At 40.4% G+C, this 13,896-nt stretch carries 15 protein-coding genes; 7 read left to right on the top strand and 8 right to left on the bottom strand.

Features of this window, described 5'->3' with window-relative positions:
• Window positions 1-11: 11 nt before the first annotated feature.
• From CBG49_RS05200 to CBG49_RS05215, 4 genes are read right to left on the bottom strand one after another with little or no spacing between them, the layout of a single operon-like run.
• Window positions 12-2,915 carry a 4Fe-4S dicluster domain-containing protein gene (locus CBG49_RS05200; protein WP_088593659.1) on the bottom strand — a complete coding sequence of 968 codons (2,904 nt, stop codon included), beginning with the start codon at window positions 2,913-2,915 and terminating at the stop codon, window positions 12-14.
• A 44-nt stretch (window positions 2,916-2,959) separates the two neighbouring features.
• The gene (locus CBG49_RS05205; protein ID WP_088593660.1) at window positions 2,960-3,649 is read right to left on the bottom strand and encodes a cytochrome c3 family protein; all 690 of its coding nucleotides are present in this window, start codon (window positions 3,647-3,649) and stop codon (window positions 2,960-2,962) included.
• A gap of 14 nt (window positions 3,650-3,663) precedes the next feature.
• Entirely contained in the window at window positions 3,664-4,299 is a 636-nt protein-coding gene (coaE, locus tag CBG49_RS05210) for a dephospho-CoA kinase (RefSeq protein WP_088593661.1), read from the bottom strand.
• Complete coding sequence (locus tag CBG49_RS05215) at window positions 4,296-5,204, bottom strand: YbbR-like domain-containing protein (RefSeq protein WP_088593662.1); 909 nt, start codon at window positions 5,202-5,204, stop codon at window positions 4,296-4,298. The genes coaE and CBG49_RS05215 overlap by 4 nt, the downstream gene beginning before the upstream one ends.
• 132 nt (window positions 5,205-5,336) lie before the next feature.
• On the opposite strand from CBG49_RS05215, the gene CBG49_RS05220 reads away from it, so the two are divergent.
• From CBG49_RS05220 to CBG49_RS05235, 4 genes are all read left to right on the top strand, one after another.
• A complete protein-coding gene (locus CBG49_RS05220; protein WP_088593663.1) occupies window positions 5,337-6,371 on the top strand; it encodes a hypothetical protein in 1,035 nt (344 codons plus the stop codon).
• 39 nt (window positions 6,372-6,410) lie between these two features.
• The gene (locus CBG49_RS05225; protein WP_088593664.1) at window positions 6,411-7,250 is read left to right on the top strand and encodes a prephenate dehydrogenase; all 840 of its coding nucleotides are present in this window, start codon (window positions 6,411-6,413) and stop codon (window positions 7,248-7,250) included.
• Window positions 7,251-7,294: 44 nt separating this feature from the next.
• A complete protein-coding gene (locus tag CBG49_RS05230) occupies window positions 7,295-8,230 on the top strand; it encodes a hypothetical protein (protein WP_157668366.1) in 936 nt (311 codons plus the stop codon).
• Window positions 8,231-8,335: 105 nt separating this feature from the next.
• Window positions 8,336-9,046 (top strand): hypothetical protein, encoded by a 711-nt coding sequence (locus CBG49_RS05235; RefSeq protein WP_227002962.1) that lies wholly within the window; start codon window positions 8,336-8,338, stop codon window positions 9,044-9,046.
• A gap of 7 nt (window positions 9,047-9,053) precedes the next feature.
• Here CBG49_RS05235 and CBG49_RS05240 read toward each other — a convergent pair whose 3' ends face one another.
• Together CBG49_RS05240 and CBG49_RS05245 are read right to left on the bottom strand one after the other, a co-directional pair.
• Window positions 9,054-10,031 (bottom strand): glycosyltransferase family 2 protein, encoded by a 978-nt coding sequence (locus CBG49_RS05240; protein WP_088593666.1) that lies wholly within the window; start codon window positions 10,029-10,031, stop codon window positions 9,054-9,056.
• Window positions 10,028-10,483: a type I restriction enzyme HsdR N-terminal domain-containing protein gene (locus CBG49_RS05245; RefSeq protein WP_009414087.1), complete on the bottom strand. Its 456-nt coding sequence runs from the start codon at window positions 10,481-10,483 to the stop codon at window positions 10,028-10,030. Before CBG49_RS05245 ends, CBG49_RS05240 begins: the two co-directional genes overlap by 4 nt.
• Before the next feature lie 36 nt (window positions 10,484-10,519).
• Between CBG49_RS05245 and holA the strand changes: the two genes are divergently transcribed.
• From holA to CBG49_RS05260, 3 genes are all read left to right on the top strand, one after another.
• Window positions 10,520-11,533, top strand: a complete 1,014-nt coding sequence (gene holA, locus CBG49_RS05250; protein WP_088593667.1) for a DNA polymerase III subunit delta — start codon at window positions 10,520-10,522, stop codon at window positions 11,531-11,533.
• A gap of 62 nt (window positions 11,534-11,595) precedes the next feature.
• Window positions 11,596-11,802 (top strand): hypothetical protein, encoded by a 207-nt coding sequence (locus CBG49_RS05255; protein ID WP_009414085.1) that lies wholly within the window; start codon window positions 11,596-11,598, stop codon window positions 11,800-11,802.
• The gene (locus CBG49_RS05260) at window positions 11,793-12,083 is read left to right on the top strand and encodes a plasmid stabilization protein ParE (RefSeq protein WP_088593668.1); all 291 of its coding nucleotides are present in this window, start codon (window positions 11,793-11,795) and stop codon (window positions 12,081-12,083) included. The genes CBG49_RS05255 and CBG49_RS05260 overlap by 10 nt, the downstream gene beginning before the upstream one ends.
• A 58-nt stretch (window positions 12,084-12,141) precedes the next feature.
• Here the strand turns inward: CBG49_RS05260 and CBG49_RS05265 are convergent, their stop codons facing one another.
• On the bottom strand, window positions 12,142-13,272 hold the full coding sequence (locus CBG49_RS05265; protein ID WP_088593669.1) for a TPM domain-containing protein: 1,131 nt from the start codon (window positions 13,270-13,272) through the stop codon (window positions 12,142-12,144).
• A gap of 4 nt (window positions 13,273-13,276) precedes the next feature.
• Window positions 13,277-13,858, bottom strand: a complete 582-nt coding sequence (locus CBG49_RS05270; RefSeq protein ID WP_088593670.1) for a LemA family protein — start codon at window positions 13,856-13,858, stop codon at window positions 13,277-13,279.
• Window positions 13,859-13,896: the final 38 nt, after the last annotated feature.

Genomic DNA, 13,896 nt, shown 5'->3' on the forward strand with positions numbered 1-13,896 from the left:
CTTTTGATTTTTCACTTTTCACTATTCACTACTTTCACTTGATACACCACATTAGGGTCTGTTCCCAGCTCTGCTAAAAGCTGATACATACGATCACTGGCACTGAGTTGGGCTATTTTGCTTCCTTCTTCGTTAGCATCGCCAAATACCATAGCCCCTGTATTACAAGCCGCGGCACAAGCTACTACATTGTTGAACTCTCCTGGGGCGACCGCACGACCTTCTCTTTTGGCTTTTAGTATTACCGCTTGGGTATTCTGGATACAGAGAGAACACTTTTCCATTACCCCTCGTGAACGTACCGTCACATCGGGGTTGAGCACCATACGCCCTATTTCGTTGTTCATATTGTAGTTGAACTGCTTGTTTTCACTATACTGAAACCAGTTGAACCTACGCACTTTATAGGGGCAGTTGTTGGCGCAATAACGCGTGCCTACACAGCGGTTGTAAGCCATTTGGTTTTGTCCTTGCTGTCCGTGAGCGGTAGCGATTACAGGGCAAACAGTCTCACAAGGAGCATTATTACAATGCTGACACATCACGGGCTGAAAGCCTACGCACCTTTGTTCGTTTTCTCTTGATTCATAGCGGTCGATGCGCAACCAGTGCATATCGCGCGAGCGGCGCACTTCTTCTTTGCCTACTACGGGCACATTATTCTCGGCGTGGCAAGCGATCACACAAGCCGCACAACCCGTGCAAGCATTCAGGTCGATAGAGAGTTTAAAGTGATGTGGGGTAGTAGGGTCTTTCTTGGTTTTAGGAGGTTGAGGATTCCACACTTCGGCAGAGGAGTTTAAGAAAGTATCTAAACTGATTTCTTTGAGGATATTTTTACGCCCTACCAATTCATTTTGCAGTTGCAAGCAGGCAAATTCGTGTGTGCCGTCTGCTTTTTCTATCTGTACGCCTTGGTTTTTACAATGGTCTTTATAAAGAGGAAAGGCATTCACGCCTATTTGCATTTCGGTTTGTATACCTGCCTTGCGCCCATAACCTAAGGCAAGCCCCACACTGCCTTGCGCTTGTGCAGGGGTGATGAGTACGGGAGCAATGATACTTTTGCCGTTACCACTGATTTTCGCCTGATGCCCGTCCAAAGCACCATCAGCAGTATGCCAATTCTCAATACTTAGACGTTGGGCATCGCTGGGGTGCATCGTGAGGAAGTTATCCCACGTAGTGCGGTGGATAGGGTCGGGGAGCTCTTGTAGCCAAGGATTGTTAGCCTGCTGCCCATCTCCCAAAGCGGTGCTGGTATAGAGGCTGAGTTCAAAAGGTGTTTCTACTAATTCTCTGGGAAGTACTGTGCCTATTAGCCTTAAAGTTTCCTCACGTGTGAGGGTCATAGGCGGTTTCCTCAGTGAAGGGATTTTTTCTTCTTTCGGCAACTCAAAAGATTTTATATCTTCTTTTACAAAAGTGCCATCGTGCAGGGCTTGTTCCCAAGAAAATCCTTTTAAGATATGGGTTTCCCAATGAGCTTTGATAAAATCGTAATAGCTCTCCTTGTGTCCTATCCATTGCAAAAAGCAGTCTTGCCATTGGCGGGTGTTGAAAAGCGGACGTATACAAGGTTGCATCAGTCCGTAGTGCCCGTATTTAAATTCTACATCGCCCCACGACTCTAAATAATGCGGTTGAGGCGCCCAAAGGGTCGTTTGCTGGGCAGTTTCATCAGCGCGTATCGCAAAGGATACCGAAAAAGGTACTTTCTTCAAGCCTGCGGCAAACACTTCGGCGTTAGGCAAACTATATAAAGGGTTGAGATTGTTGATAAAGAGAACGCCTACCTTGCCTTCGTTTATATCGGTGAGTAGCTGTTGTAGAGCTTTAACATTACCTTTACGGGTAAGCACGGGAGTTTGAGGCAAGAAAGCTTCACTTTGGAGATGTTCATTGATAGCAAAAGCGATTAATTGAGCTTCAACGCTATCAATACCTGTTACTATTAAGGCTTTGCTACCCGCTTTTTTGAGTTCGGAAGCTATTTTCTTTATTTTGTCTTCAATAGTAACTTTATTCTCCTCTTTTTCTATAATAGAGGTTGGAAAATGAAATTGTTCATTCTCCTCAAAACCTTTTAGGTATTGGAAACAGTAAGCTAATGCTTTTTTCACTTGGTCAGGAGTGAGTGCGATACGTTCATCGGCATTAGCGCCTGTAAGGCTGAGGTTGGCTTCTAACTGAATATGGCGTGACATTCCGTTTGCTTTGCTGGGGATACGCCCTTGCGCATAGCCTGCTTCATAGCCTCCGCCATTCCAATCGCCCAAGAAATCGGCATCAAAGGAAACGATAAGCTTTGCCTTGCTGAAATTGTAATCAGGCATTGCACGCAATCCATAGCGCCATTCAAAAGCGGTGAGAGTAGCATCTTCTGATACTGTATCGTATTCAACGAGCTTAAAGGTAGGGTATTTTTCTTTTAGGAGTTCTATTAAGGCATAACTCGACGGACTTGCGAGTGTTTGACTGAGCATCACTATTTGCTTCCCTTCAGCTTTTGCTTTCTCTAAGGCAGAAAGGGTATCGGTCTTAATTTTCTGCCAAAAGCCATCCCCTGCAATGGTGCGAGGTTTCCTATGCTCGTCATACAAACTCAACACCGATGCCAATATCCTTGCATTCACTGCCCCTCCTGCTTTGGCTTCGGGGTTGCGCAATACAGCAATGGGTCGCCCTTCGCGAGTTTTCACCAGTACGCTGGCAAAGTCAAAACCATCGGCGATGCAAGTAGCGTAGTAATTGGCCTCACCTGCTACAATGCTTTCGGGTTGTATTACATACGGAATCGTTTTGTGTACCGCCCCTTCGCAACCTGCTAAGGCAGCCACCGCTGTAGAAAAACCTAAGAATTTTAGGAAATCCCGCCGTGATATTGATATATTATGTATATTCTCATTCGTCATTCGTAGCTCGTAATTTGTAACTCGTCATTCGTCATTCGTAATTATCAATAGTGACATTTAGCACATTCTAAGCCTCCCATTTCGGCAACGGTTAGTTTGCTAACATTTAGCTTTTTAGCCAAAGCCTTGTGCACTTCTTCATAGTGTTGATAATAAGGGTTGTTAGCATTCACAGGCATTTGGCGGTGGCAGTTTATACACCACCCCATCGTAAGAGGAGCGTACTGCTGTACCACCTCCATTTGTTGTACTTCACCGTGACATTTCTGACATTCCAATCCACCCACTGCTACGTGCTGACTGTGATTGAAATAAGTAAAGTCGGGGAGTTTGTGAATGCGTATCCACTGCACCCCTTTAGGAGTGCCCGTATAGCGAAATTTCTGCTCGTCCCAGCCTACTGCTTCGTATAATTTCTTGATTTCTTTGGTGTAAAATTCTTTAGTATAACCATTGGCAGTGTCCTCCTCACCCTCATATTCCGAGATAGTAAGATGGCAACCCATACATACATTCAGTGAGGGCACGTCTGCTACTGCCGAAGTCCGCGCTCCTGAGTGGCAATATTTACAATCGATTTGGTTATCACCTGCGTGAATTTTATGAGAGAAGTGAATAGGTTGTATAGGTTCATAACCCTCGTCTACCCCTATCTGCATCAGAAAGGCGTAAAGAGCGTAGGTAATGCCCAAAAAGGCAATGATAAGGGTTGATATAATGATAATTTTTTTCAATTAACAATTTATAATTAACAATTAACAAATGTTGTTGTGTTACAAACTTTCGTCATTCGTAACTCGTCATTCGTAACTCGTAACTCGTCATTAATTCTCTTTACTTGTTCTTTGGCACTTTCTAAATCTACGTTTTCAATCACCGCATTTGAAAGGGCAATGCGCTGGGTATCACTCCATTGTTGTGCCATACGCGCTCGCACTTGGGCTTCGGTGCAATGATCGCGCGCCATTACGCGGGCAATGCGCACCTCCTCAGGTGCTGTAACCGTGATGATATAATCACAATCCTTATAGCTTCCACTTTCAAAGAGGATAGCGGCTTCTTTCAGTACATAAGGTGAAGTTTGCTTCTTTGTCCACTGTTTAAAATATTTTGCAAGAGCAGGATGTACAATGCCGTTGAGTATCGCCAATTTCTCAGAATTGTTGAACACAATTTGGGCGATATAAGCGCGGTTATATTCTCCATTTTGGTAAGCCTCCTCACCAAAAGCAGCGATAATGCGTTTCTTTACCTGCGCATTGTTAGCGATGAGCGCTTTAGCTTCTTCATCTGAATTGAATACCGCGATGCCTAAGGCAGCAAATGCTTTGGCTATCGTACTCTTGCCACTGCCAATACCTCCTGTAAGTCCTACTACCATCATTCTTTGCGTATGAGAAAATCAACCGTTGTTTCGTTCATTAGTACCACCTTTATCCGTCGTTTATGAGTGCTGATTTGTAGTGGAATATGCCCTGCGTTAGCCTCGCACATATCAGCAGTTACTTCTATATCGTTAGGAGTGAGTGTTTTAAGTAGGTTTAATTCCCCCGTACAGAGCACGCTTACCTCATCGGGAAAAACTTTTACTTGACTGTTTTTTGATACGCCCATCACTTTCACAGGTACTCGTAACTCTTGTTCGCTTACCTTATCTACAAAGGCCTGCATCGCTATTTTATGAGCGTTGAAATGTACCAAAGGGGTGCTTTTAAGGGTGTAAGTATCACTAAAATTATCCTTTATAGGGCGTTTGCTATGATAGTGAAAAACAACCTGAGAGAGTGTGTCTATTACTTTTTGGCTACCCGAAGCCACTACCGAATCAGGAGAGAGCCTTAATTCTGTAAGTTGGTATTCTTTAGGGTATTCCACGTTTAGATGTACCACTACGGGGATTTTTTTAGTGTGTTTAGGCGCTAAATACAGTTGTAGTGTATCGGAGACTACCGAGCGTATTTTGAAGTTTGCAAGATAAGTATTGCTCAGTTTGTCTTTACTGTTTTTAGAAAGTGTATAAAAGTGTTCGCCTACCTCTTGTAGGTCGGTAAAATCTACAGTAAGGGTAGGGTTTTGTCGGTAGGATTTCAGTAGAGAAAAGCCATTGCCTTCAACTATAATTCTCACGAAGTTAGGGGCAGAAGGCAGTAATACCTCGTTGGTAGGAGGATTGATAACTATCACAGGGATAGATACTTCTCTAAGTAAATTTTTAGAAAGTTTTACTAACGACCAGATAAAAACCGATAGGATGAGGCATATTATAAAAGTGAGATTGCGGCGGTTCATAGCAACAATAAATTACGAGTAACCTAATAATGAGGGCAAAGATATGAAATGATTGCCAAATGAGCAAATTTGGTAATTTGGAATTTTGCAAATTATTTTTTACTTTTGTGCTTTCATTTTTCATTTTTAACTATGAAAACACTCCGAAATATCCTTATAGCCTTGGGCGTTACTTTCACGGCTTATGTTCTTATAGAAGGCAACAACCCTACTTTCTCACTTCCTGATTGGGATTTAGATTCTTTTTTTACTGCTGATGATAGTGATAATAGTGCTCTTTACAATCAAGAAATGGAAGATGAAGAAGTATATATAAGCAAAGAAAATGAAGATCTTGCAATTATCAATTTTTATAATTTTTGCAATACTTTAGTGGCAGCTTGCTATAATGAGGCAGCTGCTCCTGATAAGTTGCGAGAAATTAACAGTGCTTTAGAAGCAGTGAAAAAAGGCAAAACACCCCCTGAACTTTCTACTAAAAATACTCTTCTGAAAAATCTCAAAAAAGACAATCTTTCACAAGGAGTGCCTAATATATTAGGTTTTGAAAAGCGCGATGTAGAGAACGCATATAAAGCACTAAGAGCCAATGTAATTGCTATAATGGAAGCGCGCGAGAGTATTATTGCTGATTTCAATAAACCTCTGCAAGGTAGCTTTGTTGAACAAAAAATAGGCAACTTTGAAAGGCGTGCTAACCACCTTCTTACGATGCAATCACGGCTAAATGCACTCTTGCAAAACAGCATCATCGCTGCTGGTGACCATTTGATGGAAGACAATAGACAAGCTACTACTTTCTACGACTATCAAGAGATGCTCAAAACTTTTGAAAACCTTCTCAACCTCTTGGAAAGAGCCGAAGCTGGTGAAACTGTAGATGTACAAGAAGCTAAAAAACTCTATAACAGTTTTATAGAACAACATACAGCCCTAAAAAGCAAACCTCTTGGGCGTAAACATTTTATCAATACTGATGTCTTTTTGGTATTAGAACTCGAAAAACCAATTTTTCCCTCTTTGAGCCAACTCATTTATCAACTCACTAACTCTCAAAAAATAGACTCGGCTACTTTTTGGAATGTGCGACATCTGGCACAACCCCTCCTAAATCCTTATGCCCTATTTGATACTCGCAACGTCTCATACTACGAATACGATTTGTAACGCACTCATTTTTAACTATTCACTTTAAACTATTCACTTTTGAAAAAAGCTGTTATGATAGGTTTAGGGCTCATTGGGGGCTCCTTTGCCTTAGAATTGAAAAAACGTTTGGGGTACACCATTGCAGGCATCGACCTCAATCCCGCTCATATACAAAAAGCCTTAGATTTAGGCATCATCGATGAAAGCACCGATTACGACCACCTCACCGATGCCGACCTCGTACTCATAGCTGTACCCGTGAATCACATTCACAAAGTATTGCTACAAGTGCTCGATAAAATAGGTGAACAAACCCTTGTAATGGATGCTGGTTCGGTGAAATCGCATATTTGTGAAGCAGTAGCCACTCATCCTCATCGCCAAAATTTTGTCGCGGCACACCCTATGGCAGGTACAGAGCATTCAGGACCTGAGGCAGCGCTCTACGACCTTTTCGACGGCAAAGTAATGGCACTTTGTGAAGTAGAAAAAAGTAATTGGCGATTGTTAGACCGCGCTTTAAGCATTGTAAAAGCATTGAATATGCGCGTGAAAATGATGCAACCCGCCGATCACGACCTCCATACCGCCTACGTGTCGCACCTTTCGCACGTAAGCTCCTTTATGCTGGGGAAGACCGTTTTAGAAATTGAAAAGGACGAAGCTCAAATATTTGATTTGGCGAGTACCGGTTTTGCCTCTACCGTGCGTTTGGCAAAGAGCGATGCCCAAATGTGGTGTCCTATCTTTTTGGAAAACAAAAACAACGTACTTAAAGCGCTGAATGAGTATATTAAAAACTTAGAAGCCTTTAAGATTCTTATTGAAACTGAACAAGCCGAAGCGCTTACTCAAAACATACACGAAGCCAATTACATTAGAAAAATATTGAAATAATGTATCTTCGTTTTTATATTGAACAAATTAATTATTATATTTATATGAAAAACTTTACTTTTTTATTTGCTCTATTATCCTTTATAGGTACAGCAACCGCACAAAACACAAACATCGAAAGCCGACTCTATTATCAGAAATTAGATAATGTCGCTACTTATGGAGCTGGAAAATACCAACTCAGATATACCGACGTAGAGGTAGATGGCGTAATTACTAAGAATTTGCCAAAATTCATTCGAGGATTTGCTCACGACAAAGGTTTTACCGACAGCATTCCTAAAATAAACCCAAAACTGAATATATCTCACTATTATGTGAGCACCCACGAAAAGGTAAAGGATGGGCTTTGGAATAACAATATTTGTTATTTCATCTACGACAAAAAACAACTCCAAAAACCCATTAGAATGGTGCTTTTAAAATCAACCACTGCTGCAAAAAGCAATGCAATAGATGAAGAGATGCTAAAAGCCGTAATGAGTGGTAAATACCAAAAAGACCTCGAAAAAAACGCTTTAGGCGGAAAAGAATTCGATTTTTTAGGTAGAAAAATAATTTTGGATGACGAATGCTTTTGGGGAGATTTGGGTCTTGTGCGCTGTCCTACTAAGGGCGAAATGAATTGGAGTTTGTACCGCACTTTAGCAGAGGCTCAAGAGTCTGTTTTTTTGCAAGCAAAATCTGGAGAAGTATTGGATGCAATGGAAATCCCTGAAAAAGATGCTACTTTTAATCGTGTAGGAGATCGCGAAATTGAACTAATTTTTGAAGGGAATCCTACAAAAGCAAGAGAGATTACTTACCTATTGCACTACCAGAAATCTCAGGACATTGATAAAAAACTCATTGTTTACTATATTGCTACTACTGTACGCGGATATCATATCGCTTGTGTGCTCAGCTATTGGGACGATAGCCCTAAACTCCCCAACACTCAGCTGCCAGCCTTTATCTCAGAATTTATGCAATTAAAATAAACTGATATCCAATGAAAACACTGATTCCTAAAACAACCGTATGGTACATTTTTGTCGCTCTTATAGCATCCAAATTACTATTGGATTTGTATTATACATTATACTATGAAACCTCATTTTTTTTTAATGCGATGGGAAGAAAATAGTATTTTTTTACTTAAAAGTTTTGTGATAAGCTATAGTGTAGGGCAATTTGTACCCTTTGAAAAACTTTCTAAAGGCGGAATCATTGCTATAGCATTATTGTGCTTACTCATATTGCCAATTATAAACCTCTATAATTTTTGGCGTATTTATGGTGAGTTTAATATTCAAAATTATTTAGGTTACTTAGGTTTAAATATCATTATAGGAATATTATTAGGAGTGATGCTACACAGAATTGCTAAAAAAGAAGAACCTATTCTTCCGATGAATCAAATTAACCCAAGAATAAGGGCAATTCTTTACATTGTTTCCTCTTTTTGGATAGGAGCTATTATATTAATGATCATAATGGGAGTTTATTATTCAGGGTCATTGGATTCATTTTCTGTGGTTGTTTCAATAGCAGGTATATATACCGTTTTGGGAGCAATTTTAGCACTATTCATTCCTTTTACACATTATACTAAAAGTACAAATTTCAAAATAGGCTGGTTTATTACAATTATTGTTTGGGTACTTCCGCCTTTAGTTCTAATTTATATAATTAGCCCTCCCTATATTAATGAAACAAGAATATTAGTTGCTTATACTTGTTTCTCCTTTTTCCCAGCTCTGATAAGCGGTTTTTACTTAGCCAAAAAGCTCCAAAAATTAGGAAAAACACCCTAAAAACCTCTTACCTCTTACCTAATACAAAGTGTTCCCACACTATGGATTTCACTTGGTAATAATTGGTAATGAGCTTTGAAGGTCGTTTCTTTTTAAAGAAGAAAAATTGTTTATAAAAATGAAAATGCGCTCTTATTACTTCCCACGTAAAACGCGGCTTGCCTTGTAAAAGGAAACGCACTCCTGCAATGCCGTCCAATACCATACGTAAGAAAATTGTAGTATAGAGCCCTTTAGCGGGTAGGTTTTTCAGCAACATAAACAAACTATTGCGGAAGTTGAGGTAGGTTTTTTTAGGGTTGGCTGTGGTGAGTGTTGCCCCTCCTACGTGATAGACAGTACTCTCGGCGCTATACACCACTTGTTTGCCAAGATGGTGCACTCGCCAGCACAAATCTACTTCCTCTTGGTGGGCAAAGAAATCTTCGTCAAAACCTCCTAACTGGTGGAATACTTCTGCACGTATAAAAAAGCACGCCCCCGATGCCCAAAAAATGGGTACGGGGGAAGGCTCGTTATACTGACCTTTGTCCTCTTCTATCGTCTCAAATACCCTTCCTCTGCAATATGGGAACCCATATCGGTCGATAAAACCACCTGCTGCACCGGCATATTCAAAATACGTACGGCGTTTTTCATCTTTAATTTTAGGCTGTACCACTGCAATGCGTTCCTCTTCAAAAGTGCGCAAGATAGGGGAGAGCCAACCTTCAGTTACTAACACATCCGAGTTCAGCAGGCAATACACATCAGCTTTAATATGTTGTAAAGCGCGATTGTAACCTCCCGCATAACCGCTGTTGGTGGGGTTTTCTACAATATGTATTTCAGGGAAGTGGGTGCGCACGAAATCAAGAGAATCATCGGTAGAGGCATTGTCTACAATATAGAGTTGTCCTTCGGGTGAGTAACGCACTACCGACGGGAGGAATTGTTCTAACAGCTTTTTGCCGTTCCAATTGAGTATTACGATGGCAAGAGTCATTGTGAGAGGTCGTTGTAATGAGGGAGTTCTTTTAAAAAATGATATTGATTGTGCTGGTAGTCCATTTGGCAATAGTAATGTGTAATGCCGTTGGTAACCATTAGATATTGAGCGTTTAAGGTAAGGTTGTAGCGTGCAATTTGGTCGAAAGTATGTTGGGTAATAGGTACATTCGGCGCTTTGCATTCTACCGCTAAGAGCACTGTTCCTATTTTAGCATACACTACCACATCGTAACGCTTGGTGAGCCCATTGATAGAGAGTTTTTTCTCCACATTGATAAGCGATTTAGGGTAACCTTTCTCCTCAATGAGAAAATGCACTACGTGTTGGCGTACCCATTCTTCGGGCTGTAACACCACATATTTGCGACGAATCACATCAAATATCCACAGTTTCTCATCGGCTACTTTAGTGCGAAAAGGGTAGTTTTTGAAATTTAATACTTCCATACTGCAAAAGTAGAATATTTTTTGTATTTTTGCACTATGAATGAAGTAAAAACCATTGTAGGCAACATAAAAAAAGGCATCATCGCTCCTATCTACTTTTTGATGGGCGAAGAACCTTATTTCATAGATATAGTATCCAATTACATCGAAGAGCACGTGTTGCAAGAAGACCAAAAGGGTTTCGACCAAATCGTGCTTTATGGTCAAGATGTAACGGTGCCTACGATTATTGATTATGCGCGCCGTTTTCCGATGATGAGCGACCGCCAAGTGATTATCGTTAAAGAAGCACAAAACCTCAGAGCGACCATCGACCAGTTAGTGCCTTATGTAGAGAACCCTACCCCTACAACGGTTTTGGTATTCTGTTACAAATACGAGAAGTTAGACGCACGCAAAAAACTGCTAAAAACCTTACAAAAGAACAAAGATTGCGTACTACTCGAAAGCAAAAAACTTTATGAACCCCAAGTAGCCGCTTGGTTACCCGATGTATTGAAGAAAAAACACCTCAGCATTCAGCCTAAAGCCATACAAATGTTAGTAGATTTCTTAGGTACCGACCTGAGTAGGATACAAAATGAGGTGAATAAATTAGCCCTTATCGTCCCTGAAAATACCGAAGTGACCCCCGAAATTATAGAGAAAAATATAGGTATTAGCAAGGAGTTTAACAATTTTGAGCTCAAGAGTGCTATTGCCGCAAACGATGCCTATAAGGTAGCGCGTATCCTTAAACACTTCGCTGATAATCCTAAAGATAACCCTTTAGGTGGAACTATCACTGTTCTCTATAACTATTTTCAAAAGTTATTGCTATTTCATGGTCTCACAGACCAAAGTGAAAAGAATGTAGCGGCAGTATTGAAAGAAAATCCTTATTTTATAAAAGAGTTTTATTCGGGGGCACAACACTACCCTATGAAGCGCGTGAGTGCTATCATTGCTACGCTGCGCCAAATCGACCTAAAAAGCAAAGGGGTAGGCGCTACCAATAACCTCACAGAAGCCGACTTTCGCAAAGAACTGATTATAATGTTACGAGCGTAATTTGAAAATCTTTTTTGTAGCTTAAAAAATAATATCATACCTTTGCAAAAAATAGAAATGTTATGCAAACAAATGTCATACCTTTAGAAGAAAATACGGACTTTCAACCTTGCCAATTAATTGAAAATGAAGAAGATTTCTACTATGAGCTAACAGCCGAAGACCTACGTAAATTAGCTATAGCTGAAAAACAATCACAATTAGGAATGTTTACTGATAGTTCTGAAGTACAAAGAAAAGCCCAACAGATGATCAACCAATGGAAATAAAATGGATTTGCGACGCTGAAGAAGACTATTACAACACCCTTGCTTATTGGTATAAACATAATAGGAGTTATACCTATTCTGAAAAAATAATGAAAGCAGTAGAAGTTTTACAAAGAGAAATAGCAAAAAATCCTTACTTCTTAGCAAAATATAGTGAGCATTTAGGAATGTATCGAAGAAACTTTTTAGATAATAGGTTTGTAATTTACTATAAAGTTATAGAAGATAAAAATAGAATAGAAATACACTATTTTAGAAGTACTAAACAAAGACCTTTATAAGAAAAAAGCTGTCTAACATTTTACTTTGTTAGACAACTTTTTTGTCATATCAATTGTTTTAAAATCGTGTAGAAGCGCCACCACCACCAGAGCGTCCTCCTCCAAACGAACCGCCAAAACTGCCGCCTCCTCCAAAGCTACCACCTCCAAACGAACTACCTACCCCAAAGCCAATGCCTCGTCGGTAATTACGGTTGTGTTCAATCTTGAAACTCTTTTCCTCTGTATGCAGGTGGTTGCAATTTTTGCAACGAAATTGCACTGTAATTTTTATGTAATCACCTATTGTATCTCGGGTTACTTTTTCGACAACAGTGGTGCCTGTGCGCTCACATTCTTCGCAAATCATCTCGGCGAGCAATCGCTTTTTGAGTCGTTTGCAATAAAAATACCAATAGATTCCAAAAGGTAGGGTAGGGAAGAAGAGTATGAATAGAGGAATGTATTTTTTTGAGATACTTACATTTTCTATAGTTAGATACTTCACATAAGGCGATATAGCAGGATTAGCCATTTGTTCTTTTATTTCTTTTCTAGTCTTTCCAAAAATCATAAGAATAAAAAAGAAAAAAGCTATAGCGCTGTAGAATACTCCAGAAAACATTTCTTTTATTTCTTCCCACCAACTTGAATTTTCTTGTGCTTCAAGTAGTTGTGGTAGATCGGAATCGCCTGAGATGACTTTTCGTATTTCTTCAGCTCCTGCTATGAGCCCTGCACCGTATTGTCCTTTCTTCATCAGAGGAGTCATCGTGCGCGTTTGTATGAGTTTGCACAAGCCGTCGGGTAGAGTCCCTTCTAAGCCATACCCCACTTCTATAGAGATAGCTCGCTGCTCGGGGTCGGTGATCAAGAGCATTAGTAAGCCGTTATCTTGGTCTTTTCGTCCTAATCCCCAATGCTCAAATAGTTGGAATCCAAAATCGCGTATATCGGCATAATCGTCGGTAAAGCGAGGCAATACTACCACTGCCATTTCCACTCCTTTTTCAGCGCGCAAGTCTCTACAAATAGCATTGAGACTATCAACTTCAGTAGCTGTGAGCAAATGCTGAGGATCGGTAGTATATTGCCGACTGTCCTGCAATTGTACATTAGGTACACTTTTTACAGTATAAGCCTTTTGAGCAGAGGTGAGCCCAATGCCAATGAGAAAGGAAAATAGTAGGGTTAATAGCTTGTTATTCATTTTTTTAGAAACTTACTTTAGGAGCTTTTTCGCTACCTTCATCGGCTTTAAAATAAGCAACTTCACTAAATCCAAAGGCTGAAGCAAAAAGGTTGTTAGGAAAACGTCGACGTGAAGTGTTGTAATTTTTAGCGGCATCGTTGTAACGCTTGCGTGCTACGGCAATACGGTTTTCACAACCTGATAATTCGGCTTGTAAGGCTGTAAATTGTTCACTTGCTTTCAGGTCGGGGTAGGATTCAGTAACCATTAGCAAACGACCGAGGGCTTGAGAGAGTTCTCCTTGTGCTTTATTGTATTGGGCTAACGATTCAGCATCAAGTCTGTCGGGGTTGATGTTGATTTGAGTCGCTTTGCTGCGTGCCTCTACAACCTCTTTCAAGGTGGTACTTTCGTGTTTGGTATAGCCTTGAACCGTTGCCACAAGGTTAGGGATGAGGTCAGAACGGCGCTGGTATTGAGTTTCTACCTGTGACCACTCGCTGCGCAATTGTTCTTGTTTGTTTACCAAGCCATTATAGGCTGAGATCGCGTATATTACTATAAGTGCAATGACACCAATAAGGATAAGAGTTGATTTTTTCATTTGTTTTTATCTTAAAAAAATTAATTCTGGCGCAAAGA

The organism is Capnocytophaga endodontalis, from assembly GCF_002209445.1.
Lineage (GTDB): Bacteria > Bacteroidota > Bacteroidia > Flavobacteriales > Flavobacteriaceae > Capnocytophaga > Capnocytophaga periodontitidis.